23 protein-coding genes are annotated in these 25282 nt (G+C 56.6%); 5 read left to right on the forward strand and 18 right to left on the reverse strand.

Annotated elements, in window-relative coordinates; all coding sequences use genetic code 11:
* Window positions 1–104 precede the first annotated feature (104 nt).
* Genes RS584_RS02895 through RS584_RS02905 form a run of 3 tightly spaced genes read left to right on the forward strand, consistent with a single transcriptional unit; the run spans window position 105 to window position 2705 of the window.
* Window positions 105–575, forward strand: a complete 471-nt coding sequence (locus RS584_RS02895; protein ID WP_015572576.1) for a MarR family winged helix-turn-helix transcriptional regulator — start codon at window positions 105–107, stop codon at window positions 573–575.
* Entirely contained in the window at window positions 572–1639 is a 1068-nt protein-coding gene (locus RS584_RS02900; RefSeq protein ID WP_026094404.1) for an HlyD family secretion protein, read from the forward strand. The genes RS584_RS02895 and RS584_RS02900 overlap by 4 nt, the downstream gene beginning before the upstream one ends.
* On the forward strand, window positions 1629–2705 hold the full coding sequence (locus tag RS584_RS02905) for a DUF2955 domain-containing protein (protein ID WP_315748907.1): 1077 nt from the start codon (window positions 1629–1631) through the stop codon (window positions 2703–2705). The genes RS584_RS02900 and RS584_RS02905 overlap by 11 nt, the downstream gene beginning before the upstream one ends.
* Here the strand turns inward: RS584_RS02905 and RS584_RS02910 are convergent.
* Both RS584_RS02910 and RS584_RS02915 read right to left on the reverse strand, forming a co-directional pair.
* Complete coding sequence (locus RS584_RS02910) at window positions 2702–3973, reverse strand: DUF445 domain-containing protein (protein WP_015572579.1); 1272 nt, start codon at window positions 3971–3973, stop codon at window positions 2702–2704. The genes RS584_RS02905 and RS584_RS02910 overlap by 4 nt on opposite strands.
* Before the next feature lie 56 nt (window positions 3974–4029).
* Complete coding sequence (locus RS584_RS02915; RefSeq protein WP_315748908.1) at window positions 4030–4674, reverse strand: hypothetical protein; 645 nt, start codon at window positions 4672–4674, stop codon at window positions 4030–4032.
* A gap of 207 nt (window positions 4675–4881) precedes the next feature.
* Between RS584_RS02915 and RS584_RS02920 the strand changes: the two genes are divergently transcribed.
* Window positions 4882–6252 (forward strand): NAD-dependent succinate-semialdehyde dehydrogenase, encoded by a 1371-nt coding sequence (locus tag RS584_RS02920; protein WP_017694568.1) that lies wholly within the window; start codon window positions 4882–4884, stop codon window positions 6250–6252.
* 177 nt (window positions 6253–6429) lie between these two features.
* Here the strand turns inward: RS584_RS02920 and RS584_RS02925 are convergent, their stop codons facing one another.
* Entirely contained in the window at window positions 6430–6975 is a 546-nt protein-coding gene (locus tag RS584_RS02925; protein ID WP_006810254.1) for a YfaZ family outer membrane protein, read from the reverse strand.
* 411 nt (window positions 6976–7386) lie between these two features.
* On the opposite strand from RS584_RS02925, the gene RS584_RS02930 reads away from it, so the two are divergent.
* Window positions 7387–8751: an esterase-like activity of phytase family protein gene (locus RS584_RS02930; RefSeq protein WP_315748909.1), complete on the forward strand. Its 1365-nt coding sequence runs from the start codon at window positions 7387–7389 to the stop codon at window positions 8749–8751.
* 41 nt (window positions 8752–8792) lie between these two features.
* Here RS584_RS02930 and RS584_RS02935 read toward each other — a convergent pair whose 3' ends face one another.
* The 15 genes from RS584_RS02935 to hpaG form a co-directional block, all read right to left on the reverse strand.
* A complete protein-coding gene (locus RS584_RS02935; protein ID WP_126543223.1) occupies window positions 8793–10640 on the reverse strand; it encodes a 3'-5' exonuclease in 1848 nt (615 codons plus the stop codon).
* 185 nt (window positions 10641–10825) lie between these two features.
* A complete protein-coding gene (yjiA, locus tag RS584_RS02940; protein ID WP_213813181.1) occupies window positions 10826–11779 on the reverse strand; it encodes a GTPase in 954 nt (317 codons plus the stop codon).
* A gap of 10 nt (window positions 11780–11789) precedes the next feature.
* Complete coding sequence (locus RS584_RS02945; protein WP_003856610.1) at window positions 11790–11993, reverse strand: YbdD/YjiX family protein; 204 nt, start codon at window positions 11991–11993, stop codon at window positions 11790–11792.
* Between the two features lie 65 nt (window positions 11994–12058).
* Window positions 12059–14212 carry a carbon starvation CstA family protein gene (locus RS584_RS02950; RefSeq protein WP_003856608.1) on the reverse strand — a complete coding sequence of 718 codons (2154 nt, stop codon included), beginning with the start codon at window positions 14210–14212 and terminating at the stop codon, window positions 12059–12061.
* A 219-nt stretch (window positions 14213–14431) separates the two neighbouring features.
* On the reverse strand, window positions 14432–14689 hold the full coding sequence (locus tag RS584_RS02955) for an HTH domain-containing protein (protein ID WP_017383855.1): 258 nt from the start codon (window positions 14687–14689) through the stop codon (window positions 14432–14434).
* Between the two features lie 120 nt (window positions 14690–14809).
* Entirely contained in the window at window positions 14810–15319 is a 510-nt protein-coding gene (locus RS584_RS02960) for a 4-hydroxyphenylacetate 3-monooxygenase reductase subunit (protein ID WP_017383854.1), read from the reverse strand.
* 17 nt (window positions 15320–15336) lie between these two features.
* The gene (gene hpaB, locus RS584_RS02965) at window positions 15337–16899 is read right to left on the reverse strand and encodes a 4-hydroxyphenylacetate 3-monooxygenase, oxygenase component (protein ID WP_315748911.1); all 1563 of its coding nucleotides are present in this window, start codon (window positions 16897–16899) and stop codon (window positions 15337–15339) included.
* Between the two features lie 177 nt (window positions 16900–17076).
* Window positions 17077–18009 carry a 4-hydroxyphenylacetate catabolism regulatory protein HpaA gene (gene hpaA / locus RS584_RS02970; protein ID WP_315748912.1) on the reverse strand — a complete coding sequence of 311 codons (933 nt, stop codon included), beginning with the start codon at window positions 18007–18009 and terminating at the stop codon, window positions 17077–17079.
* Window positions 17981–19324 carry a 4-hydroxyphenylacetate permease gene (gene hpaX / locus RS584_RS02975; protein ID WP_315748913.1) on the reverse strand — a complete coding sequence of 448 codons (1344 nt, stop codon included), beginning with the start codon at window positions 19322–19324 and terminating at the stop codon, window positions 17981–17983. Before hpaX ends, hpaA begins: the two co-directional genes overlap by 29 nt.
* Window positions 19325–19345: 21 nt before the next feature.
* Complete coding sequence (gene hpaI / locus RS584_RS02980) at window positions 19346–20140, reverse strand: 4-hydroxy-2-oxoheptanedioate aldolase (RefSeq protein WP_315748914.1); 795 nt, start codon at window positions 20138–20140, stop codon at window positions 19346–19348.
* 9 nt (window positions 20141–20149) lie between these two features.
* Window positions 20150–20953: a 2-oxo-hept-4-ene-1,7-dioate hydratase gene (hpaH, locus tag RS584_RS02985; protein WP_015572593.1), complete on the reverse strand. Its 804-nt coding sequence runs from the start codon at window positions 20951–20953 to the stop codon at window positions 20150–20152.
* A 130-nt stretch (window positions 20954–21083) separates the two neighbouring features.
* On the reverse strand, window positions 21084–21464 hold the full coding sequence (locus tag RS584_RS02990; RefSeq protein WP_315748915.1) for a 5-carboxymethyl-2-hydroxymuconate Delta-isomerase: 381 nt from the start codon (window positions 21462–21464) through the stop codon (window positions 21084–21086).
* A 9-nt stretch (window positions 21465–21473) separates the two neighbouring features.
* Window positions 21474–22325, reverse strand: coding sequence for a 3,4-dihydroxyphenylacetate 2,3-dioxygenase (gene hpaD / locus RS584_RS02995; protein ID WP_033486716.1), 852 nt, complete (start codon window positions 22323–22325; stop codon window positions 21474–21476).
* Window positions 22326–22327: 2 nt separating this feature from the next.
* Window positions 22328–23794, reverse strand: coding sequence for a 5-carboxymethyl-2-hydroxymuconate semialdehyde dehydrogenase (gene hpaE / locus RS584_RS03000; RefSeq protein ID WP_023303046.1), 1467 nt, complete (start codon window positions 23792–23794; stop codon window positions 22328–22330).
* On the reverse strand, window positions 23791–25068 hold the full coding sequence (hpaG, locus tag RS584_RS03005) for a 4-hydroxyphenylacetate degradation bifunctional isomerase/decarboxylase (protein ID WP_032670602.1): 1278 nt from the start codon (window positions 25066–25068) through the stop codon (window positions 23791–23793). Before hpaG ends, hpaE begins: the two co-directional genes overlap by 4 nt.
* Between the last annotated feature and the right edge of the window lie 214 nt (window positions 25069–25282).

Consider the following 25282-nt stretch of genomic DNA (forward strand, 5'->3'; position numbering starts at 1 on the left):
GAGAGGGAGAACATCGTTTCGCAATTCCTGCGCTTTAACTTCTCGTTTCTTGATACTTACCCTGATAACTATTATCGTAATGGCGTACTTCGAGAGGATTCCCCATGAGTGAAGAAGATCTGTTTAGCCGCAGGCCGATGGGCATGCGGATGGCGATGATCGTGCGTCAGTGGCGCGCAGTCATCGACGACGCCATTCTCGACACCGGGTTAACCCAGTCGAGCTGGACGGTGATGATGCAGCTTCATCAACTCGGGGATAACGTCTCGGTCAGCGAGCTGGCGGAAGTGCAGGGGATTGAACTGCCTCCGCTAATGCGTACGCTGACACAGCTGGAAAAGCAGGGCTACCTGCTGCGCACCGTCTCGCCGTATGACAAGCGTATCCGGCTGCTGACGCTGACGCCTGAGGGAAAAGCCATTCTTGAAAGGCTCTCTCAGGTGATTGAGACGTATCAGGCGCGCGTATCGCAAAACATCGCGCCGGAACATCTCGATATTTTCAGCGCCACACTCAATCAAATCGCCTGCAATTTGCGGACAATCCGCGAAGAAGATAATAAGACCGAAAAATAATGACTCCTGAACAAAAGTTTGCCCGCTGGGTAAGGGTGAGTATTGCCTCTTTCCTGCTGATGTTTGTCTACTTTATCGTCGCGGATATCTGGATCCCGCTGACGCCGGACTCCACCGTGATGCGCGTGGTGACCCCGGTGTCTGCCCGCGTCTCCGGGTATGTGGCGGCGGTACATGTCCACAACAATAGCCAGGTTAAGAGAGGCGATCTGCTGTTTGAGCTCGACGCCACGCCGTTTCGCAATAAGGTCGAAGCGGCGCAGATTGCGCTGGAACAGGCGCGTCTGTCTAACGATCAGCTGGACGCGCAGATTGCCGCGGCGCAGGCCAGCCTGAAAACCGCGGTGCTGACGGCGCGTAATGACAAAGTGACCTTCGACCGCTACCAGAAACTGAGTACCTTGCAGAACGTGTCGCAGGCGGATCTGGATAAGGTCCGTACCACCTGGCAGAGCAGCGAGCAGTCCGTCAGCTCGATTCAGGCGAATATTCATAACCTGCGCATTCAGCGCGGCGAGCGGGATGAGCACCGCAACGTGACGCTGCAAAAATACCGTAACGCGCTGGATGAAGCGGAGCTGAATCTTGGCTGGACGAAGGTCTACGCCGAGGCGGACGGCACGGTCAGTAACCTGCAATTAAGCCCCGGTTTTTACGCCTCGTCCGGTTCGGCTGCGCTGGCGCTGGTGAACACCCGGATCGATATCGTGGCGGATTTCCGCGAGAAGAGCCTGCGGCATACCCACCAGGGGACCGACGCCGCCGTGGTGTTTGACGCCTTCCCGGGGCAAGTTTTCCGTGCCCACGTCACCAGCAGCGACGCGGGGATCCTCGCCGGACAGGAGGCCGTAAACGGTCAACTTTCTGAACCGGAAACCTCCAACCGCTGGGTGCGTGATGCCCAGCGTATGCGCATTCACGTGGCGCTGGACGAAGCCTTACCGAAGTCGCTGCCGACCGGCGCGCGCGCCACCGTGCAGCTCTACAATAGCGAAGGGCCGTTTGCGCGATTCTTCTCCGGGATGCAAATCCATCTGGTGAGCCTGCTTCACTATGTCTATTAGCACCCTGGCGCGGGTATTTACCCCGCACGGCAACATCGTCTATACGGCAAACGACTTTCGCCAGACCCTGCGTATCGTCTTTGCCGGGATGATTGCGCTCAGTATTTCGAGTTTCTACAACACCAGCTACGGCGTGTTTTTTGTGGTCTATCCGATCATGCTGCTCTCGCTGGTGCCGGTGTTTAACCGCCACGTGGCGAAGCAGTTTATCTTCAGCGCCTCGCTGAACTGCATCGAAATGGTGTTTATCATCGGCTATCTGTCCCAGTGGCCGGTCATTATGACGCTGGTGGTGTTTGCCCTGTACGTGATGCGTTTTCGCTTTATGAGTAAGGGGCCGCTGTTCCTGTTCGGCTCGATGGGCGTGGTTTGCCAGAGCGTGATGCTCAACTTTATGAGCTACCCCACCACCAACTGGCACACGCTTTTATTCTCTAACATCGAAGCGAGCGTGATGGCGGTGTGCCTGAGCGCGCTGATGAACTACCTGCTGCCGGACGTGGAGCCGCGTAAGCCGCCGCCGCTGATCGAGAAAGATGACGCCCGCGTGCGCCACGAGTCTCTGCTCTCGGGCACCGTGGCGACGCTGATTTTCGTGGTGTTCCAGATGAGCGACTTAAGCGATTCGCTTTCGGCGCTGATGGCGGGCATTCTGATCCTGTTCCCGATGCACTATCGCGGATCGGTTATCAGCTCCATCTGGCGCGTGGTCGGCGTGGTGCTGGGGTGTCTCTATATCCTTGTCGTCCAGCTTATCCTCTACGATCACAGCAGCCATATGCTGCTGATGATGCCGCTGATTGGTCTTGGACTGGCGTTTGGCGCGCGTCTGCACGTAATGGAGAAGGTCGGCGCCGGGGTAGGCTTCGCCAGTATCACCACCATCGGCATTATGTTCGGGCAGAACATGCATCCGGACAGCGACCTGGTGTTCAGCGATCTGTACCGCATCACCTCCGTCACCTTCGCGCTGGTGGTCACGCTGACGATGGTCTTTCTGGTGCACCTGATCCTGAACCGCTTCGAGGCGACGCGCTACGTTATCGCGCCGTCAAAAGCAGATTAATGCCCCAGCACGGCGGGCAACTGCGAGAGCAGAAACAGGATCAGGCCAATTGTTCCGCCCACCAGGGTACCGTTAACGCGAATGAACTGAAGATCTTTACCGATATTGAGTTCTATCTGGCGTGACATGTCTTTGGCATCCCAGCTTTTCACCGTGTCGCTGATATGTCGCGTCAGGAACGCGGCGAAATCAGGCGCCACGCGGTGCGCGGCCTGCTCCAGATGCTCATTCAGCGACGCCCGCAGGCTGGCGTCGTTGGTCAGCGTTTCGCCAAACCACAGCCCGGCGTTGGCGATACGCTGCTTCACGCGGGAATCATCGCTCTGCATGTCATTTTTCAGCCACTGGCGCAGGTCAGCCCACATTTCCCCCAGATAGCGGTTAAAGGCTTCGTCATTCTTCAGATAGTGTTTGATATTCTCGGCTTTCGCCGTCATCTCCGGATCGTTTTTCAGATTGTCGATGAACTTGATCGTGGCGCGGTCAAACGCCTGACGGATCTGGTGCGTGCGGTCGTGGCTGATATCGTCCAGCAGCGTGTTCACCGCGTTCGACACCATCTCCGCGCTTTGATCGCCCAGCCACTCGGTGGGCAGCACCATCGCCTTGCGCGGATGCTCGGTCTTAAGCCAGTGGACGATCTGGTCGGCAATAAATTCCCGCGTGCTTTCCCGCTGAATCAGGGTAATGAGGCGGTTGATGATGGCGTCCAGCAGCACCTGGTGACGGTTGTTTTTGGTCATGCTTTCCAGCATGACGGCGCTGGTTTCGGTTAAATCAACCTTGTCGATAGCCTTGTGAACGGCGCGTTTGAGCAGGCGCTGAATGCGCCCATCGTCGGTAAGTTCCAGAAAACCGCTCATCACCTGCACCAGATGCTGCCCCACGCGCCGGGCGTTATCGGGCTGGCTGAACCAGGTCCCAATCATCTGTGCGGGCTCGTAGCGACGGATAAGATCGACAAGGGATTGCGTATCGAGAAACTTTTCCTGCACGAACTGGCCGAGATTGTCGCCGATGCGGTCTTTATTGCGCGGGATAATCGCCGTATGGCGCGAGATAAAGGGAATTGGCACCCGGCGGAACAGCGCGACAACGGCAAACCAGTCCGCCAGCGCGCCGACCATCGCCGCTTCGGCAATGGCCTTTACGCCGCGCACCCAGAAGGTTTGCGGCAGGAACAGAGTGGTGATAAACGCTGCGACGGCAATCAGCAGCAGCGACAGCGCAAGAAGCTTGGCGCGTTTGAGTTCGGTATGTTTTTCCATGGGTTAAGGATAGAGGGATACGGGGGGAATGTGCAAAGCCCTTAGCTAAACAAAGATTAGTCATTATCATTTAACATATTTTCTTTAATTTTATATGATACAGGCAGCATAACGGCATACTTTATGATGTCGTCAATCTCCTCGATTTTTTGGTTGCTATTATTGTGAATGTAACCTTCAAAATATTCATAGGCTTTTTTATCAGTAGGTGAAAGTTTCTTTTTTTTGTCTGGAAGTAATGAGCTTGAATAAGAAATAACATCAAACTTTGTTTTTCCTTTTGTTGATATTTGATAAATGGCGGTGCTAAGGAGTTTTTCCCGCAGCATATCTAGTTTTCCGAGGATGGTTTGCTTTTGTGCTACAACAAGATCTCTGTTTAATTTATCAAGAAAATTTTGCTTCTCTAACAGAACGGTATTTGTTTTGTTAAGTTTTTCATTGAGTTCATTCAAACGATTGCTCGATGCTATGAATTTATTTTTCAATAAGAGATTGTCAGTACTTAATCTACTCTTCTCTGATTCAAGACTAAGCTTTTCTGCTCTTAAGCCTTGCAACTCTTTTTCTTTTTCAAATACGGGGTGTATCGTATTAAAGTAGGCATAAATGCCGAAGGCTAACGTTCCTGTAGTAGCAAATATTGTGCTAATTTTTGATACTCTATCGAAGAAAGCATCGTCATTTTTGAATAGTTTCACTATGTTACCTTGATGGTCTAAATAACTATTGTCAGTAATTAGTAGGTTTCGGATTAATCGATTGATAGTAGTTAATGCCATTATCTATCTCAAGAAGAAAATGGCGAGGCGGGAACTTCGAGTCAGCATACATACCAAACTTTACTTTTACTTTCAGTCAGATTGACTACCCTTAATACCCTAAGCGGTAAAACAAGGAGATTCGATATGGCTTACCAGACAGTAAATCCTGCCACGAACCAGCTCATCAAAGAATATCCCTCTCACACTGACGCAGACGTTGAAGCGGCGCTGAAGGCAGCCGATGCGCTCTATCATTCCGACTGGGCGAAAGGCGACATAAGCCAGCGCCTGCCGGTGCTGCATAAGCTGGCGGACCTGATCGACGAACGCGTGGAGGATCTGGCGAAAATCGCCAGTCAGGAGATGGGTAAGCTCATCGAACAAAGCCGCGGCGAAGTGAAGCTGTGCGCGCAAATCGCCCGCTACTATGCGGACAACGCGAAGCAGTTCCTGGCCCCGGTGAAGTATGACTCTGAACTCGGGGAAGCATGGGTTGAACATCACCCCATCGGCGTGCTGATGGCCGTCGAGCCATGGAACTTCCCGTACTATCAGCTGATGCGCGTTCTGGCGCCAAACCTGGCAGCGGGCAACCCGGTGATCGCCAAGCACGCCAGCATCGTGCCGCACTGTGCAGAGACCTTTGCACAGCTGGTACGTGAAGCGGGCGCGCCGGAAGGGGCGTGGACCAACCTGTTTATCTCGTCCGAACAGGTGGCGAACATTATCGCCGACGATCGCGTACAGGGGGCGGCGCTGACCGGTTCAGAAAAAGCGGGTAGCGTGGTTGCGGCACAGGCTGCGAAGCACCTCAAAAAATCGACCCTGGAACTGGGCGGGAACGACGTGTTCGTGGTGCTGGACGATGCCGACCTGGATAAAGCCGTGAAGATCGGCGTTAACGCGCGGCTGAACAATGCCGGGCAGGTCTGTACCGCGGCGAAGCGCTTTATCCTGCATGAAAAGATTGCAGACGCCTTCCTGAGCAAATTCACCGAGGCGTTTAAGCAGGTGAAAATTGGCGATCCGCTGGACGAAAGCACCACGCTGGGGCCTTTGTCGTCCAAAGACGCGCTGGAGACGCTAACTAAACAGGTTAACGAGGCGGTGAAAAATGGCGCGAAGCTGCACCATGGCGGCAAGCCGGTTCAGCGTGACGGAAGCTTCTTTGAGCCGACCATCCTGACGCATATCTCGCGTGATAACCCGGCGTACTTCGAGGAGTTCTTCGGTCCGGTAGCGCAGGTTTACGTGGTGAAAAGCGACGACGAAGCGGTCGCACTGGCTAACGATTCCCACTACGGTCTGGGCGGCGCGGTGTTCAGCCAGAACATCGAGCGCGCGAAGAAAATGGCGTCGCGCATTGAGACCGGGATGGTGTACATCAACTGGCTCACCGACACTGCGGCAGAGCTGCCGTTCGGCGGCGTAAAACGTTCGGGTTACGGACGCGAGCTGTCGGACCTGGGGATCAAAGAGTTTGTGAACCAGAAGCTGGTGGTCGTTCGCAAGTAATGCGGTAATAAAAAAAACCTGCCATCCGGCAGGTTTTTTATTAACGGTCGCATCGCCTTTCTTGCCGGGTGGCGCTGCGCTTACCCGGCCTACAATGTGCAATAATTTTAATACATTGCACCCTTCATTGTAGGCCCGTGCAAGCGTAGCGCCGCCGGGCGAAACGCGCAAACAGGCTTAGAAGGACACTCCACCGCCTACATATGCACCGTCGATCAGCGTGTGGTTTGGACGACCGTCTTTACCGTCTACGCTCACGTGGCGATAGCCCACTTTCAGCGTGACAGGTTTGACTGGCGTCCAGCTTACGCCGCCGTTAGCTTCAACATAGTTCTTCACGCTGTTGTTCAGGCCGTCTGGCGCCACATAACCTTCACCAAACACGTGAATGCTGTCCGTAAGCGCAACGTTAACGCCGCCGCCAATCGGGAATGCTACGCCGTTATCGCCTTTTTTCGGGCCGATGTAGATGGCTTTCGCGCCAGCGTTCAGCATCACCGGACCCACTTCCAGGTTGTAGCCTGCCCCAACGCCGCCGGTCTGGGTGCCGTCATCGGTGTTTTTCAGCCAGTTGCTCTCCGCATACAGGCCGGATGAGGATTTCCCCATTTCCAGATTGAGGTTAGTAAAGTTTTTACCCTGCTCAATGCTGCCACCCATGGCCAGTGCGGAGCCCGATACGGCGGTCAGAGCAGAAAGGATCAGGATGTTAAGTTTTTTCATGAGTGTTTCCTCGTCATTAAAATAATCTGAGGGCACCTTAACAAGCGATGTTTATGACTGCAAATGTGATAGGTCTCGCATTTATATGCTGTTTGAGTTGGGTTTTTGAATGGTAAATGTTGATGAATTGTTTATATGGCAAATCGTCAATGTCCAATACATTCGCGTTTAGGGACAGTTTACATTCCTGGCTAAACGTAAAATGAACGAGGTGCAAATAGTCCTTCGCCATGAATTAATTGGGTTTCTAATAATTTCCAAAAGTATTTCAGCTGACACAGATAAAGACAGAGGTTTACATTTCTGGTGATTGATATACGTCCGTACGCGCCGCTTCGTTGACATTACATGTCATTTTTCTGACACGTTTCTTCATTACGTTGTTGGCTTCACTTACTGGATGCTAACAATATGAAAAGAAAAATTATTCCTGTGCTAGTCGGTTGTGCGCTCTCTTTCTCTGGCCTGGCGGCACAGCCAACCGCGGAGCGCTATGTCGTCAGCTTTCCCGAAGGCGCGCATGTCAAATACAGCGGTGCGTTTGCCAGCACATTCCCGAACGGGCTCCCGGTGGGGATTGGTTCGGGTTTGTTGTTCACGGGCAAGCAGGGCGATGCGCTGACGTTTGCGACCGTGACCGATCGCGGTCCTAACGCGGATTCGCCAAAAATGGGGGAAAACGATGCCAAAATCTTTGTTACCCCGGATTTCGCCCCGCTGCTGATGACGATCCGCGTGCGAAACGGTAAAGCGGAGGCCGTGGACGCGCGACCGCTGCATGACGATAAAGGCGAGATCAACGGCCTGCCGCTGCAAAGCGGCGTGATTGGATCTACCAATGAAGTCGCGCTAAGCGACACCTTAAAAGTGCTGAAAGGTGATAACCGCGGGCTGGATACGGAAGGCATCACGCCGGACGGGAAGGGCGGTTACTGGCTGTGCGATGAGTATGGCCCGTTCCTGATTAACGTCGACAGTAAAGGGAAAATCCTCGCGATCCACGGTCCGCAGGCGACGGAAGGGGAGAAAGCCATCGCAGGTGGTCTGCCAAACGTTATCAAATGGCGTCAGGCAAACCGGGGCTTTGAAGGGCTGACCCGCATGCCGGACGGACGCATTATCGCCGCCGTGCAAAGCACACTGGATATCGACGGGAAGAGCAAAAAACAGGCGCTGTTTACGCGTCTGGTGAGCTTCGATCCGGCGACCGGGAAAACCGCGATGTACGGCTACCCTGTCGACAGCGCGGCCTACAGCAAAAACAGCGACGCCAAAATCGGCGACATAGTGGCGCTGGATAACCACACCATTCTGCTGATTGAACAGGGCGAGGATAAAAATGACGCAATGCGTAACCTCATCTACAGGGTTGATCTGAGCAAGGCGAGCGATCTGGCGGCCTTCGACAAGCCGGGCGAATACCCGGAGTTTGATGATGAGAAAACGCTGGCGCAGCGCGGCATCACGCTTGCGGAAAAAACGCAGGTGGTCGATCTGCGTGCGCTGGGCTGGCAGCAGGAAAAGGCCGAAGGGCTGGCGCTGATTGACAGCAAAACGCTGGCAGTGGCGAACGATAATGACTTTGGCGTGAAGGTGGCGATGCAGAAGCCAGTCGAAGGCAAGAAGCTCAAGGATTATCGGGTGAACGCGCAGGGGGCACTGACGCTGGATGAGAAACCGGTTGAAACCACTCTCAGCGTGAAGCCGTTGAAGAAACCGGAGTCCGACAGCGAGCTGTGGATTGTGACGCTGACGGAGGCGTTGAACCAGGGCTGAGCCACTTACCCTCTCCCCGCGGGGGGAGAGGGGAGGTAGAGCTAGATCGTTTTAGCACTCCTTTCCCAGGTTTCGACCAGATGATCTCGCAGGTTTCCGGTTCCGTGCATTGTCACCAGAAGATTCTGTCGCGCGCGGGTAAAACCGACGTAAAGGCGTTTGATATCGTCACTCAGATCTTCGCTGTCCCTTTCCTTTGCCGCATCCATAATGGCGACCGAGTTAAACTCAAGCCCCTTGCTGCTAGGCAGCGGCATGACGCAGAGGAAATCATTCTGCGGGGACCAGTGCTTTTTATCATCACTTGAGACAATCATCTGATATGGGATCTTGCGGGCTTCAAGCCGTGGCGCGAGCATACCTGAAATGCTGTACGTTGAGGGGCACAGTATGGCGATTTCCGACCATGCAACACCCTCCTGTCGCTGCTCTGTGACCCAATCAAGGACGCGTGTAATCTCCTCGTCCTGATTATCAAAGCTGGCCAGCGCCGGATACTTCCCGGACAGACCTCCTGCGGCAGGCTGCTGGTATTTGAGTGAAGCTTCTATGTGATTATTGAGATAATTAAATGCTACGCTGCTGGCAAAATGGAGTATTTGTCGGGTGTTACGATAATTGGTATCCAGGATAGTTGTGCGGCCCTGAGCCTTTATATCGACGCTGGACAGGGTAAAATCGAGAGCTTTCTTTTTCTGATAAATTGATTGAGCATCGTCGTACAGGAAAAGCAGGGAGCTATCTTTATTGTCCGGCATCTTAGCGAGAATTCTGAGCCATTCCGGCTTAAAATCGTGTCCTTCATCGATCAAAACGGCGCTGTACTGCTCCGGTTTGATCACTCCCTCTTCAAATGCCACCGTTAGCGCATTCTCCATCAGTTCAATAAAGTTTTTGCTCCTGGGGGGAAGACGCCGATGCGCGTTTAATTGTTGATAACACCAGGCGTGAAAATGGGTGACGTCGACGGGAAGGCGGAGAGTGTGTTGCTCCAGTTGTGCTTTGAGTTTTTTGGCCAACGTAATGTTGTAACAAATCACCAGTATCGGTTTGGTGTTTTCAATGTTGTTAGCAAGCTCAATACATCGGTGGTGCAAAATGAGCGTTTTGCCAGAGCCTGCCACGCCATGAATAACACGGTGTCCCGACCCCATACTTCTGGCAAGTTGTTCCTGGTTCCTGTCCATCATGCATACCACATCAGGAGTGTGGAACGTAAAATTATCCAGATCAACCCGCGTCACGGATGAGTTAATACGTGCATCGGGATAAAGATGCCACCGAATGCGGTCAAGTTGTTGTGGGGTAGCATGATGGGCGAAGCGATGTCTCAGAAGGGATTCGAGCCGAACGGAGATTTGTTCTCGGGTCATAAACTCGGTCAGCTCATCTTTGCAAATTACCTGGCTGGTGGGCAATATCTCATTCAACTCTTCGGGTGTAAAATTCTTTTCTAACTGTGCTCGGGTGATGTTGCTCAAATAAACACCATACCCATACGGCATAATAAAACCGCCCTCATGCTCTCCCTGTTGCTGGCGAAGCAGAGGATCTTTTTTCAGGCTGTTAATGATATGAAAGGTATATTGTCGAACCTGTTCGAGTGGGTTCTTCAACGGCTCTATGCCGTTTTTGGTTTCATAATTAATATGGGTTTTATTAGCTGATTTTATTTTGGTGATAAACCAATCTTTCACTTCTATAAACAGCAGCCCTTTATCGGGGGCCAGAATCACAAAATCAGGATGATCGTCTTTGTCACCCATTCGGGTATCATACCAGCAGGTAAACTGTTCGCTGAGCCCACCCTCCAGAAGCCTTGCCAGCCTTTTTTCTCCGGCCGTAATTTTCTCGCTACAGCTGCTAATTGTGGGAATAATGATTGCCATATTACGCCTACCAATTGATGAAAATTATACAAATCCAATTAATTAATATTGTAAGGTATATTAATCAAAGCATGATTTCATTATTGGTAAGAACATAACAGACAATATTGCAAACAGAAAGGGCGAAACCCGCATTTTACTTCAATGAAATACGCTCCCTTTTTTGTTTAAAAGGGAGCGGCGATTTACTTTTTCAGCCCCGCAAACGCTGCCCGAATTTCCTCTTCCGGCAGCTGTATTCCAATAAACACCATCACGCTGTGCGGCGCTTCATCGCCCCACGGGCGATCCCAGTCGGCGCTGTACAGGCGCTGCACGCCCTGGAACAACAGGCGGTTCGGCTCGCCGTCGATCCACAGCATCCCTTTATAGCGCAGCAGCTTGTCGGCAAATGACAGCAGCAGGTTCTCCATCACGCGGGAGACCTCGCTGATGTCTACCGGATAATCCAGCTCCACCACAATCGACGCCACGTCGTTTTGCTTGTCGGACATAAAGTGGAAGCGCGGTTTCGCGGTGACGTTCTCTTCCAGCATAAAGCCGTTGGTGTTGAACAGCTGAGCGAGATCGATATCGCCATGCGTCACCGTGTAAATGGGCGCACGCGAGTTGATGCGCGTCAGGCGCTCGCGCAGTTTTTCACTTTCACCCGCCACGTCGGTTTTGGTCAGCAGGATGCGGTCGGCGTAGCCAACCTGGGACTGGGCGATGGTGAACTGGTTCATCTGCTCGTCGGCATGGACCGCATCCACCAGAGCGATGACGCCGTCCAGCAGGTAGCGCTGGCAAATGATCTCATGGGAGAAAAAGGTTTGAATAATCGGGCCGGGGTCGGCCATGCCGGTGCACTCGATCACCAGTCGGTCGAAGTCGATGTCACCGCGATCGCGGCTGTCGAGCAGGTCCAGCAGGGCGTCTTCTAATTCGTTAGAGCGGGTGCAGCAGATGCAGCCGTTGGTCAGGGTTTTGATCTGGGTGGCGCGGTCGCCAATCAGCTGATCGTCAACGGAGACTTCGCCAAATTCGTTTTCGATGACGGCGATTTTGAAGCCGTGCTGCTCGTTCAGAATGTGGCGCAGCAGGGTGGTTTTACCGGCGCCGAGGAAACCGGTCAGCAGGGTAACGGCAATCGGGGTCATGGTTTCTCCTTTAGCAGCAGCGGACGCCGCCTTCTCCACTTCCGCCGTAGCGCGCTTCCTGGCGCTCGCGGAAGAATTCAGTGTAGGTCATGTACGGCTTATCCGGATGGTTGGTCTTCATATGCTCAACGTAGTTGTCATAGTCCGGAATGCCAATCAGCATTTTCGCCGCCTGACCGAGGTATTTTTTTGCTTCGCCTAAGTTACCAAACATTGAGGGTTCCAGATAGAAGAAGCCCGGTGGCGCTACGCTTACCGGGCCTACAGTAACATGCTTAATTAATGGTGTGAGGAGGTCTTCACGCCGCCTTCCGGCACCGGTACGTACGGGGTCTCTTTGTCCGTACGGCCCTCAACGTTACGCACTTTCATCCAGGTTTTGATGCCGTAGAAGATAATGCTGTACACCACCACCAGGAACAGAATGCTCAGACCCGCGTTGGTGTAGTTATTCACCACGATATGGTTCATGTTGGCAATCTGCTGCGCGGTCAGATCCGCGCCGCCTGCGGCAATCTTCTCTTTGTACTGGTTAGCCATGAAGAAGAAGCCTTCCAGCTGCGGGTTGGTGCTGAACAGTTTCAGACCCAGCGCCCAGGTGGTGCAGAGCAGCAGCCACAGCGCAGGCACCACGGTGACCCAGATGTATTTGGTGCGTTTCATCTTCACGAGGACAACGGTACCGAGCACCAGGGCCACAGCCGCCAGCATCTGGTTAGAGATACCGAACAGCGGCCACAGGCTCTTCACGCCGCCCAGCGGGTCAACAACGCCCTGATACAGCAGATAACCCCACAGGCCTACGCAGCCCGCAGTGCCCAGAACGCCGGCCACCAGCGAGTCGGTTTTCTTCAGGAATGGCACGAAGTTACCCAGCAGATCCTGCAACATGAAGCGGCCTGCACGCGTACCGGCATCCAGCGCGGTGAGGATGAACAGCGCTTCAAAAAGAATACCGAAGTGGTACCAGAAGCCCATGTCCGCCCACGGCAGCACTTTGTGGAACACGTGTGCGATACCCACGGCCAGCGTTGGTGCACCACCTGCGCGGTTCAGCACGGACGGTTCGCCGATGTCTTTCGCGGTCTGCATGATCTGCTCAGGCGAAATCACGAAGCCCCAGGAGCTGACGGTCGCCGCCGCGTGTGCGCTGGCGTCTTTCAGCTGCGCCAGGATCAGCGCGGTATTTTCGCCGCCCATCTCATGCAGGTTTGGCATGGTAATGCCGAGACCCGCCGGCGGTGTGTTCATCGCAAAGTACAGGCCAGGCTCGATAATCGACGCCGCAACCAGCGCCATGATCGCCACGAAGGACTCCATCAGCATCGCGCCGTAACCGATAAAGCGCGCGTCGGTTTCGTTGGCCATCAGCTTCGGCGTGGTGCCGGAGGCGATCAGCGCGTGGAAGCCAGACACGGCACCGCAGGCAATGGTGATAAACAGGAACGGGAACAGGGCGCCTTTCCACAGCGGACCGGTACCGTCAATGTACTGCGTCACCGCCGGCATTTTCAGCTCCGGGTTGATGATCACAATACCAATGGCCAGCCCGACGATAACGCCGATTTTCAGGAAGGTTGCCAGGTAGTCACGCGGAGCCAGAATCAGCCACACCGGCAGCAGCGCTGAGATGAATGCGTAGCCGATCAGCGCGAAGGTGATGGTGGTGTCTTTAAAGGTCAGCGCCGGGCCCCAGTACGGGTCGTGTGCAATCACGCCGCCGAAGTAGATGGAGGCGACCAGCAGCACGATACCGATGACCGACACCTCGCCAACGCGGCCAGGGCGCAGGAAGCGCATGTAGATGCCCATGAACAGCGCAATCGGTACGGTAGAGCAGACGGTGAAGACGCCCCACGGACTTTCGGCCAGCGCTTTCACCACGATCAGGGCCAGCACTGCCAGGATGATGATCATGATCAGGAAGCAGCCGAACAGGGCGATCGTGCCTGGCACGCGGCCCATCTCCTCTTTGATCATCTCGCCCAGCGACGAACCGTTACGGCGTGAGGAGATAAACAGCACCATAAAGTCCTGCACCGCTCCCGCCAGCACTACGCCCGCCAGCAGCCAGAGCGTACCCGGCAGGTAGCCCATCTGCGCAGCCAGCACCGGACCGACCAGCGGACCCGCGCCTGCAATGGCGGCGAAGTGGTGACCAAACAGCACGTAACGGTTGGTTGGCACGTAGTTCAGGCCGTCGTTGTTAATAACCGCCGGGGTGGCGCGCGTCGGGTCGAGCTTCATAACCTTCTGCGCGATGTACAAGCTGTAGTAGCGATAAGCCACAAGGTAGACGGAAACCGACGCGACCACGATCCACAGGGCGCTGACGTGCTCGCCCCGGCGTAATGCGACAACCGCCAGACAGAAAGCACCGATGATCCCGAGGATGGCCCAGGGCACGTGCTTAAGTAGTTTTTTAGTATCCATAATAAGACCTGGTTTTTTATGTAAAGAAAAAAGGGTCAGGGTTCGTTGTGAGGAGGTATTGATTAATGCTGGAGCGATCGTGCCAGATCCTCGCGCGTGTAAAGCACGGTAAATGGGTGAGTGGTTGAAAGCGATGCGTGAGCGGTCAAAAGCGAGGGTGAGTGGTTAAGGCTCACCCCCGGTGGGAGAAATTATGTGATTGAGATCACTGAGAATAATCTAGCCCTGTGGGCTTTTGTCGTTCGCTTCAGGGCAGTGCACGCAGCGGCAGGGCTGATACGCGGGCAGCAGCTGATAGCGCCCTTTGCCGTCGTGTTCAATAATCGGGGAAAGCGCCTGTAAATCGCGGTACACCGTGCGTTCGGTAATGCCAAATTTTTGCATCAGATCGCGGCGATTAACGCTTCCGTTGCGGTGCAGGGCAATAATGATTTCAACCAGACGTTCAGCCGAGCGGCTGCGGGGTGAAGGGGCCATAAGACTTTCCAGCGTTAAGGGGGCGGCTGACGACGTCGCCAGCCGCCCCGGAAAATTTATCTTATGGATAGTTAACGGCGCACCTTTGCGGAAACCTTAGCGTTTTTTTGTGCAACGGGATCAAATCGCGGCTTCCATCTCCATCATCACCGGGTGGAAACGGCGTTTGAAGTAGATCAGGCCGTGCCCCTCGCTGCTGAGGATGATGTTCTTAATCTCCACAAGGTAGACCAGATGGGTGCCGATGGTTTGCACCTGGGTTATCTCACCTTCCAGGCTTGCCAGAGCGCCTTTCAGCACCGGCTGCGCCAGCGGTCCTTTCTGCCAGCAGGAGAGAGCAAAGCGCTCCTCCATTGCCATGCCGGTCATCCCGGCAAAGTGGCGGGCCATGATCTCCTGCTCGTGGTTCAGCACGTTGACGCACAGTTTGCCGTTGCCCTGGAAGACCGGGTTCATGGCGCTGTTGGCGTTGATGCAAACCATGACCGAGGGCGGAGTGTCCGTGACCGAACAGACGGCGGTGGCGGTAATGCCGCAGCGACCCGCATCGCCCTCGGTGGTGACCACATTCACCGCCGCCGACAGGCTGGCCATCGCGTCGCGAAAACGCAGGCGTTCTTCAGATTGCATTGAAACCTCCCGCTGCGTTATTTCAGCAGCTTATCCAGCATGTTGATATCAGTGTTGTTGTGCAGGTGCGGTACGGTCCAGCCGTGCTGGTCGTACTCGGACATGCAGCGGTCAACCATCGCCATCATCTTGTCCATGTTGCCGGAGCTTTGCGCCTGACGCAGGCATTGCAGGCGGATCTCATCCTGGCTACCGGAGTAGTTGATTTCGTACAGCTCGTGACGTCCGCCAAACTCGCTGCCGATGGCATCCCACATCAGTTTCAGAATCTTGATGCGTTCGACATGATCCATCCCGTTGGAGCCGCGCACGTACTTCGCCAGGTACTGGTCGATCTGCGGGTTGTTCAGGTCCCGCGCGCTGGACGGCAGGTAGATCAGCCCGGAGGTCACGTTACGTTCGATGATGTTCTTGATCTTCGCATAGGCCATTGGCGCCATCACGCGGTAGGTCTGTAACGCCGCGTGGTCAGGCAGATACGCGCCGTTTACCCACGGAGTGGCTTCGGAGCACATGGAGTCGCTCAGCGCCCAGAACATGTTGCGCCACGCCACCACTTCGCCGAGATCCGCCTGCACGCCGCGGAACTCGAGGGTGCCGGTACACTCCAGCGACTTCTTCAGCAGAGCGGTGATGAAGTCGAGCTTCACTGCCAGACGCACGCAGGCCTGAAGCGGGTACATGCGGGCGAAGCCACCTTCCATCGTCCAGCGACGGCAGCGGTCAAAATCGCGGTAGATCAGCACGTTTTCCCACGGGATCAGCACATGATCCATTACCAGAATGGCGTCGTTCTCGTCAAAGCGGCTGGAGAGCGGGTAGTCGTACGGAGAGCCTGTCGCCCCTGCCACCATCTCGTATGAGGCGCGGGAGATCAGCTTCACCCCTTCGGCATCCATCGGCGCGACGAACATCAGCGCGAAGTCCGGATTTTCCCCCATCACCTGCGCGGAGCCGAAGCCGATCATGTTGTAGTGGGTCAATGCCGAGTTGGTGGCCACCACTTTCGCGCCGCTGACGATGATCCCGGCGTCGGTCTCTTTCTCCAGCTTGATGTAAACGTCTTTCACCTCGTCCGCCGGTTTATGGCGATCGATCGGCGGGTTGACGATGGCGTGGTTAAAGTACAGGCCGGTTTCCTGAATACGGGTGTACCAGTTGCGGGCGTTCTGCTCGAACTGACCGTAGAAGGCATGGTTAGCGCCGAGCGCGCAGCCGAACGCGGCTTTGTAGTCCGGCGTACGCCCCATCCAGCCGTAGCTCAGGCGCGACCACTCGGCGATGGCGTCACGCTGCTGGCGCAGATCGTCGGCACTTTTCGCCACGCGGAAGAATTTATGGGTGTAGCCGCCGCTGCCGGTATCGGTACCCCAGCAGAGGGTATCCTGCATGTCTGGCTTGTGCAGGGCATCGTACATCTGGGCGATGGACGCCGCCGCATTGCGAAATGCCGGGTGGGTAGTGACGTCCTTAACGCGCTCGCCGTAGATATAAATCTCACGGCCATCTTGCAGGCTTTTTAAATACTCTTCACCGGTTAACGGACGTTTGGCATCAGCGCGGAAATCTTCAGGCTTCATAGGGACCTCGTATCGGAATAGGGTTGTTAAATTTATGTTTTGTTTTTGTTGTTTAATTGAAGCGTGAGAGGGGCGGAACGTGAAGGGACGATTGGGACAACGGCAGGTACTTTTCGGGTGAGATCGCAGAGTGTGATTTCCCTCACCCTAACCCTCTCCCAAAGGGAGAGGGGACGGTTACTCCCTCTCCCTTTGGGAGAGGGCAGGGGTGAGGGGAACAGGCGATACCGGTACTTTCTGCGCCCGATACGCGCTCGGCGAGCACCCCACTAAGCGGTTAAAAAACCGGGCAAAATAGGCCGGGTCCTTAAACCCCAGCTGCCAGGCAATCTCGCTGACCGCGCTGTCGGAAAACAGCAGCAAACGCCTGGCTTCCCGCAGCTGGCGGTCGAAGATCAGCCGTTTCGGCGAGCGGTTGGCGAAGCGGCGACAGATATCGGTCAGGCGAGATTCGGTGAGATGCAATTCGCTGGCATACTCCGGAACCGTCCAGTGCTCGTGGTAATGAGCATCTGTCAGCTGGTTAAAGCGCTGAAAAAGCTTCAGCTCACCGCGCATGCCGCCTGACGCGTGGTCGTCGAGCTTCGCGTTGCGCAGCAGCAGGGTAAAAACGGCCTGGGCCAGCAGGACCAGCGTATGCTCGCGACCGGGCAGTTGTTCCGTGGATTCCCGGGCAATCAGCTGCCAGTAGTGCTTCAGCGCCGCCAGCTCGTCAGGTCTGTCGGCAAGCGACAGGCAGATCCCCGGCAGGCCGAACGCTTCCCGCGTACCGGGGTAGAGCACTTCTAACAGCGGCCAGATGAGATCCTCGCGCACCGTCAGCACGTGGCCGTCGCTGTCGGATTCGGTGATAAACGCGTGCGGCACCGACGGCGGCGTTAGCACGAACAGCGGCGCCTGCACCGAGTAACGGTGGTCGTCGAGCTGGAGCTCAATCTGCCCGGTGTCGAGAAAATGCATCTGAAAATACTGGTCGTGGCGGTGCGCCTGCATGTCGCGGCCAAAAAAGGCCGCCATGCGGGCAAACGACTGGTAGTGCACATCGTCGGTGCCCAGACTTTCGTCGTACTCCTTGCTGATATCAATGTTGGCGATGGGGCTCTGGCACATGATCATTCCTCTGTTGATCCCGCTGCGTCATCGGAATGCGCGTCAGCACCAGCGCGCCCACCACCAGCAGACCCGCCACGAACCACAGTCCCGAGCTGAAGCTGCCGGTCGCGTCGCGCAAAATACCTATCAGCAATGGGCTGACGGCAGACCCGAAGTTGCCGATGGCGTTGATCACCGCCAGCGCCACCGCGCGGGATTGCAGGCTAATAACCTGATCCGGCGTGGTCCAGAATATCGCCATGGCGGTAAACGATCCGGTTGAGGCCATGATGATGCCAAGCAGCTGGATCAGGCTGTGATCGGTCGCCGAGGCCAGCATCCATCCCGCCGCTGCAAACAGATACGGCAGGATGGTGTGCTTTTTTCGCTCTTTCAGCCTGTCGGAGCGGCGGCTCCACCAGATCATCCCGAGGATGGTGCAAAACTGCGGGATCGCCGCCAGCAGGCCAATCACGATATTGCTGCTGCCGGTGTTGAAGCTTTGCAGGATCTGCGGCGTCCAGATGTTGATTGCGCTCAGCGTATTCGTCAGGCAGAAGTAGGCCAGCGTGTAGAGCAGCACGGCGGGCGTCAGCACCTCGCGCAGCGTCGATCGCGGCGTGGCGGCGTGCGCAATGGTCAGCTCCTGCTCGCGGGCGATCATCGTTTTGAGTGCCTGCTTTTCGTCATCATCCAGCCAGGTGGCCTGATCCGGGGTGTCGTTAAGGTAGAACCAGGTCACCACGCCGAGCACCACCGACGGCAGCCCCTCCAGCAGGAACAGCCACTGCCAGCCCTTCAGGTTCCACAGCCCGTCCATCGCCAGAATGTACCCGGAGAGGATCGAGCCGAGCATCATGGTCACCGGCATGGCGATCATAAACAGCGCGTTGGCGCGGGCGCGGTGATACGCCGGGAACCACCAGGTGAGATAGACCAGAATGCCTGGCAGGAAACCGGCTTCGGCAATGCCCACCAGCATGCGCAGGACATAAAGCGTTTCGGGGCTGGTGGCGAACATGGTGCAGGTAGAGGCGATGCCCCACACCACCATGATCCCGGCGATCCAGCGGCGGGCGCCGACCTTCGCCAGCATGATGTTGCTGGGGATACCGCACAGCACGTAGGTCACGTAAAACAGCGTCGCGGCCAGGCCAAACATGGTCGACGTGAGGCCCAGATCTTTGCCCATCGTCAGCCCGGCAAAGCCGATGTTGATGCGATCCAGAAACGAGAAAACAAACAGGATAAAAAGAAACACGATCAAACGACGGAACAGCTTATTAATAACGCGATGTTCAACAGCTTTATTATGCAGGGTTGAGGTCGTCATGTTGCGCTCCACATCGTACGTTTAGTAGACGGATTTATTGTTATCAACTGCTGTGGTGACGTCGGTAAAGCGGGACGCCAGCGCTTCGGCGCTGCGAGCGAGCAGGGTGGTATCCACGCCGACTGCGACAAACAACGCGCCGAGGCTGAGATAGCGTTTTGCCAGCTGTTCATTCGCCATCAGGATGCCGGGCGCTTTGCCCGCGCTGAGGATCTGCGCGATCGCCTGTTCGATGGCGGCCTGCACCTCCGGGTGCTGCGGGTTGCCGGCGAAGCCCATGTCGGCGCTCAGATCCGCCGGGCCGATAAACACGCCGTCCACACCTTCCACGTCCAGGATCTGCGGCAGGTTTTTCAGCGCCTCGCGAGTTTCGATTTGCACCAGCACGCACATGGCGTCGTTAGCCTGATGCAGATACTCCGGGATGCGGTTCCAGCGCGACGCCCGCGCCAGTGCGCTGCCGACGCCGCGAATGCCGGCAGGCGGATAGCGGGTGGCGCTGACCGCCAGACGGGCTTCGTCGGCGTTTTGCACCATCGGCACCAGCAGGGTTTGCGCCCCCACGTCCAGCAGCTGCTTGATCTGCACCGGATCGTTCCACGATGGGCGCACCACCGGCTGGCTGGGATAAGGGGCGATGGCCTGGAGCTGAGTCAGGACGGTCTGCACGCTGTTCGGCGCGTGCTCCCCGTCGATCAGCAGCCAGTCAAAACCGGCCCCGGCCAGTAGCTCAGCGCTGTAGCTGCTGGTCAGCCCCAGCCACAGGCCGATTTGCGGTTTTCCGGCTTTCAGCGCGGTCTTAAATGCGTTTTCCATGGTGCACTCCTACACAAAGCGGCAGCTAATCGAGCCCATGTTGCCGTAGTCGACGTGGAAGGTGTCGCCTCTGCTGGCGGCAACCGGGCGGGTAAACGAGCCGCCGAGGATGATCTGGCCTGGCTCAAGCTGCACGTCGTATGGCGCGAGTTTGTTCGCCAGCCACGCCACGCCGTTTGCCGGGTGGTTAAGCACGCCTGCGGCGACCCCGGTCTCTTCGATCACACCGTTGCGGTAGAGCAGGGCGGAGATCCAGCGCAGATCCAGTTCGTCGGGTTTAATCGGGCGGCCGCCGAGGATCACGCCCGCGTTGGCGGCGTTATCGGAGATGGTGTCGAACACCTTGCGCGGGCGCTGGGTTTCCGGGTCAACGTTATGGCAGCGGGCGTCGATCAGCTCCAGGGCAGGGATGACGTAATCCGTGGCGTTGTAGACGTCGAAGATCGTGCAGTTCGGGCCGCGCAGCGGTTTTGCCAGCACGAAGGCCAGCTCCACTTCGATGCGCGGGACGATAAAGCGATCCACGGGGATGTCGCTGCCGTCGTGGAAGAACATATCGTCCAGCAGCGCGCCGTAGTCCGGCTCGCTGATCTGCGAGCTGGCCTGCATCGCTTTGGAGGTGAGGCCGATCTTGTGGCCTTTCAGCACGCGGCCTTCGGCGATTTTCAGGCTCACCCATTCGCGCTGGACGGCGTAGGCGTCTTCAATGGTGATCTCCGGGTACTCCAGCGAGATCGCGCGGATCTGCTCCCGGGATTGTTCCGCCTGATGCAGGCGGTGGGCGATCAGGGTATGGGTGTGTTTGTCGAGCATGGCGATATCCTGTTTTTATTTGTTTTCTCCCTCTCCCTGTGGGAGAGGGCCGGGGTGAGGGCATCAGGCCGCAGAGATTTCCCCTCACCCTAACCCTCTCCCGGAGGGAGAGGGGACAGACCGTGCGGTATTACTTAAACAACGCGTGCACGTTGTTTTGTTTGTAGTTCAGCGTCGGATCGAGTTCTTCCATGGCGAAAGAGAGCGCCAGATAGCGGCCCGCCATCATTTCCGCGAAGTGAGCGTTGATCAGCGCAAACAGCATTTCACCGACCTCTTTCCGGCTTTCCAGGCTGCGCCCCGCGCCAATCTTCAGCGTCATATGCACAAAGGCGTAATCGTGCTTACCGTCTGCCATCTGCCAGGTGTCCAGCCAGTGGGCGCGGCTGCGGATACCGCCGATGGGGAAGATGCCCGTGGCGGCGAGCGCCTCGTTCACTTTGGCGAACAGCCCCGGAAGGTCGGCCTCTTCGCGGATGTTGTCGGTACATTCAGCAATAAAGTGCGGCATGGTGGCTCCTTACGCGGGCAGCGGGAAAACGGCGTTGACCTGGCCGGTGCCGGAGCTGGCGAACAGCTCGGTGAGAAACTCCACCTTACCGTCGTATTTGTCCCAGCCGAGCATCCCCAGCAGCATCACCGTGTCGTGCATATTGCCCTCGCCGTAGCAGTAGTCGGCGTACTCCGGCAGCATGCTGCAAAACTCCTTGAACTGACCCTCGCGCCACAGCTTCACCACGCGCTCGTCCATCTGACGGTCAAACTCGCGGGTGTAGCTGTTCATCCCTTCCTCCGCACGCTGGTCGTCGATAAAGCGGTGCGAGAGCGAGCCGCTGGCAAGCACCGCCACGGTGCCGTCGTATTTTTCGATGGCACTGATGATGGCCTCGCCCAGCCTGCGGCTGTCGGCGAAGTCGTGAACCGTGCAGAACGCCGAGATGGAGATCACTTTGAAGTGCTTATCCGCGTTCATGTAGCGCATCGGCACCAGCGTGCCGTACTCCAGCTTCAGGCTCGGGATGTTGTGCGCCTTGGCGCGAACGCCAAGCTTCACCGCTTCGTCGGCAATCAGCTGGCCGAGTTCCGGGTTGCCGTCGTAGTCGTAGGTCATGTCGCGAATAAAATGCGGCAGCTCGTTGCTGGTGTAGACGCCCGAAAAATGGTCCGCGCAGTTGATGTGATACGCGCTGTTCACCAGCCAGTGGGTGTCGAAGACGATAATGGTGTCCACGCCCAGCTCGCGGCAGCGCTTGCTGATCTCTTTATGCCCGTCGATGGCCGACTGGCGGCAGCCGTGGTTTTTGCCCGGCAGTTCAGAGAGATACATTGACGGAACGTGTGTGATTTTTGCTGCTAAGGCTAATTTTCCCATGATCAGATCCCCCACTTTGGAATCGGATGGTCGCCCATGGAGATACAGACGTTCTTCATCTCCGCGAAGACCTCGAAGCTGTACTCGCCGCCCTCACGCCCGGTGCCGGAGGCCTTCACGCCGCCAAACGGCTGGCGCAGGTCGCGCACGTTCTGGGTGTTGACGAACACCATGCCCGCTTCGATGCTGCGCGCCAGACGCAGCACTTTGCTGACGTCCTGGGTCCAGATGTAAGATGCCAGACCGTACTCCACGTCGTTCGCCAGGCGCAGGCCTTCCGCTTCATCCTTAAACGGCAGCAGGCAGGCCACTGGCCCGAAGATCTCCTCCTGCGCCACGCGCATGCGGTTATCGACATCCGCCAGCACGGTCGGGCGCAGGAAGTTGCCGCCTTTCAGGTGCGCAGGCAGATCGGTCGGTTTGTCCGGGCCGCCCGCCAGCAGGGTTGCCCCCTCTTCAATGCCGAGGCGGATATAGCCGGAGACTTTTTCCCAGTGCTGCTGGCTGATGAGCGCGCCAATCTGGGTGTTCGGATCGGTCGGGTCGCCCACGCGCAGGCGGTTGGCGCGCTCGGCAAAGCGTTTGACGAACTCCGGGTAGATGCTCTGCTGGATGAAGATGCGCGAGCCGGCGGTGCAGCGTTCGCCGTTGATGGAGAAAATGGTGAACAGGGCGGCGTCCAGCGCGCGCTCGATGTCTGCGTCTTCGAAAATCAGCACCGGCGATTTGCCGCCCAGCTCCATGGAATACTTCTTCAGCCCGGCGTTTTTCATGATGTTGCGCCCGGTGGCGGTACCGCCGGTGAAGGAGACGGCGCGCACGTCGTGATGGCGCACCAGCGCGTCGCCTGCCGTCGCACCGTAGCCCTGCACCACGTTGAGCACGCCCGCCGGAATGCCCGCCTCCAGCGCCAGCTCGCCCAGACGGTCAGCGGTCAGCGGGGAGAGTTCAGACATCTTCAGCACCGCGGTATTCCCTAAGGCCAGGCACGGCGCGACCTTCCAGGTGGCGGTCATAAACGGCACGTTCCACGGCGACACCAGCGCGCAGACACCCACCGGCTGCACCAGGGTGTAGTTGAGCATCTTGTCGTCGACCGGGTAGGTTTTGCCGTTCATCTGCTGGCACACCTCGGCGAAGAACTCGAAGTTGTGCGAGGCGCGCGGAATGAGCACGTTTTTGGTCTGGTGGATCGGCAGGCCGGTGTCGGCGGTTTCCATCGCGGCAATGTCCGGCACGTTCTGGTCAATCAGATCCCCCAGGCGACGCATCAGGCGCGCGCGCTCCTTCATCGGCAGGTTGGCCCATTTCGGGAACGCCTCTTTGGCGGCGGCAACGGCCTGATGGATTTCGGCTTCGCCGCCGGAGGCCACTTCTGCCAGCACCTCGCCGGAGGCCGGGTTGGTGGTGTGGAAGTACTCACTTCCGGCGACGTTTTTACCGTTGATCCAGTGGTTAATCTTTTTCATTTTGCAGTCTCCTCACTGACAATTCGGTTTACCAGACGGCCTACGCCTTCCACTTCCACCACCACCTCATCGCCCGGCACCACGTCGGACAGCCCCTTCGGCGTGCCGGTGGCAATCATGTCGCCCGGTTGCAGGGTCATAAAATCGCTCAGATACGCAATCAGGTAGGGGATGCTGAAGATCAGGTCTGCCGTGGTGCCTTCCTGACGCAGTTCACCGTTGACGTAGGTGCGAAGACGAAGGTTGTGCGGGTCAGGAATGGCTTCTTTTGGCACTACGTTCGGGCTGATGGGGGTCAGCCCGTCGCGGCTTTTCACCCGCAGGTTCGGGCGATAGTAGTTTTCGAGATAATCGCGGATGGCGTAATCGTTGCACACCGTATAGCCCGCCACGTAGTCCATCGCCTCGGCTTCGCTGACCTTGCGCGCGGTTTTGCCGATGACCACCACTAGCTCGGCTTCGTAATGCATGTATTCAATGTTGTTTGGGCGCACCGAGGTCTGGTTATCGCCGTTAAAGGTGTTTGGCGCTTTGATAAACACCAGCGGCTCGGTGGGCGGTTTGAAGTCCAGCTCGCTGGCGTGATCGGCGTAGTTCAGGCCGAGGGCGAACAGCGTGGCGTGCGGCGGCGTGCGCGAAGCGATGGCAACGTCGCGTTCCTCCACCACCGGGTTTTCCAGCGGCGGAAATCCTTCTGCCAGAATACGTACCCGATCGCCCGGGCGAACTTCGACGCGGCTTTGCGGAGTGCCGAGCAATATCGCATCGCCGGGGTTCAGGGTGGCAAATTCGCTCAGGGCGCTCAGCAGTTCGGCGGCGTTGCGGTGCAGATCGGCCGTGTTCCAGTGGTCCGCTTCGCGGCCGTTGATCTCGGTGATGATGGTCAGATTATCCACGTTATCAACGGCGACAGGTTCGCCGAGCGGGCAAAATCCATCCCGACATTTGGCCTTGATCGCCGGACGGTAGAAGCTCTCTTCCGGCAGGCTGATTTCGTTAGCCAGCGCGTAGCCGGCGATGTACGCCGCCGCTTCTTCAACGCGTACTTTGCTGGCGGTTTTGCCCACCACCAGCGCCACCGTCGCGCCGCTTAACACGGTTTCTCCCTGCGGGAAGGGGATCGGTTCGCCTGCGCGGATAACAGTGTTATGTGGCTTGATAAACCACACCGCCGTTTTTGGCGGCGCGTTATAGGGGGCTTTTTCAAACGCCTCAGCCCAGGCCACACGCTGGCTTTGGTGGTTTAGCGCTACGGCAAAAACAGTACCTTTCATTCCCATACTCCTCAAACCGGCTGTCCGGTTTTGATTTCATTAATATGTTAATGATCTGGTTTTATGCTTTTGCTGTTCGTTTCGCAATCAGAAGTGAATAATTTGTGATGCAAATAACAATAAATTTACATAAAAGGGTGAATTGATATTTAAATCAATAAGTTAAAAAAATAGCTTTGTTTCTGTTAGACTTTTTGGGTTAAAACGTGTTGTC

This window comes from Enterobacter sp. DTU_2021_1002640_1_SI_PRY_ASU_LCPMC_013 (assembly GCF_032389435.1).
GTDB lineage: Bacteria > Pseudomonadota > Gammaproteobacteria > Enterobacterales > Enterobacteriaceae > Enterobacter > Enterobacter hormaechei_C.

Bases quoted from the DNA above. Each gene is read 5' to 3' on its own strand.
- RS584_RS02895 (WP_015572576.1), top strand. From the start codon at position 105: ATGAGTGAAGAAGATCTGTTTAGCCGCAGGCCGATGGGCATGCGGATG.
- RS584_RS02905 (WP_315748907.1), top strand. From the start codon at position 1,629: ATGTCTATTAGCACCCTGGCGCGGGTATTTACCCCGCACGGCAACATC.
- RS584_RS02910 (WP_015572579.1), bottom strand. From the start codon at position 3,973: ATGGAAAAACATACCGAACTCAAACGCGCCAAGCTTCTTGCGCTGTCG.
- RS584_RS02920 (WP_017694568.1), top strand. From the start codon at position 4,882: ATGGCTTACCAGACAGTAAATCCTGCCACGAACCAGCTCATCAAAGAA.
- RS584_RS02925 (WP_006810254.1), bottom strand. From the start codon at position 6,975: ATGAAAAAACTTAACATCCTGATCCTTTCTGCTCTGACCGCCGTATCG.
- RS584_RS02930 (WP_315748909.1), top strand. From the start codon at position 7,387: ATGAAAAGAAAAATTATTCCTGTGCTAGTCGGTTGTGCGCTCTCTTTC.
- RS584_RS02935 (WP_126543223.1), bottom strand. From the start codon at position 10,640: ATGGCAATCATTATTCCCACAATTAGCAGCTGTAGCGAGAAAATTACG.
- yjiA (WP_213813181.1), bottom strand. From the start codon at position 11,779: ATGACCCCGATTGCCGTTACCCTGCTGACCGGTTTCCTCGGCGCCGGT.
- RS584_RS02945 (WP_003856610.1), bottom strand. From the start codon at position 11,993: ATGTTTGGTAACTTAGGCGAAGCAAAAAAATACCTCGGTCAGGCGGCG.
- RS584_RS02950 (WP_003856608.1), bottom strand. From the start codon at position 14,212: ATGGATACTAAAAAACTACTTAAGCACGTGCCCTGGGCCATCCTCGGG.
- RS584_RS02955 (WP_017383855.1), bottom strand. From the start codon at position 14,689: ATGGCCCCTTCACCCCGCAGCCGCTCGGCTGAACGTCTGGTTGAAATC.
- RS584_RS02960 (WP_017383854.1), bottom strand. From the start codon at position 15,319: ATGCAATCTGAAGAACGCCTGCGTTTTCGCGACGCGATGGCCAGCCTG.
- hpaB (WP_315748911.1), bottom strand. From the start codon at position 16,899: ATGAAGCCTGAAGATTTCCGCGCTGATGCCAAACGTCCGTTAACCGGT.
- hpaA (WP_315748912.1), bottom strand. From the start codon at position 18,009: ATGTGCCAGAGCCCCATCGCCAACATTGATATCAGCAAGGAGTACGAC.
- hpaX (WP_315748913.1), bottom strand. From the start codon at position 19,324: ATGACGACCTCAACCCTGCATAATAAAGCTGTTGAACATCGCGTTATT.
- hpaI (WP_315748914.1), bottom strand. From the start codon at position 20,140: ATGGAAAACGCATTTAAGACCGCGCTGAAAGCCGGAAAACCGCAAATC.
- hpaH (WP_015572593.1), bottom strand. From the start codon at position 20,953: ATGCTCGACAAACACACCCATACCCTGATCGCCCACCGCCTGCATCAG.
- RS584_RS02990 (WP_315748915.1), bottom strand. From the start codon at position 21,464: ATGCCGCACTTTATTGCTGAATGTACCGACAACATCCGCGAAGAGGCC.
- hpaD (WP_033486716.1), bottom strand. From the start codon at position 22,325: ATGGGAAAATTAGCCTTAGCAGCAAAAATCACACACGTTCCGTCAATG.
- hpaE (WP_023303046.1), bottom strand. From the start codon at position 23,794: ATGAAAAAGATTAACCACTGGATCAACGGTAAAAACGTCGCCGGAAGT.
- hpaG (WP_032670602.1), bottom strand. From the start codon at position 25,068: ATGAAAGGTACTGTTTTTGCCGTAGCGCTAAACCACCAAAGCCAGCGT.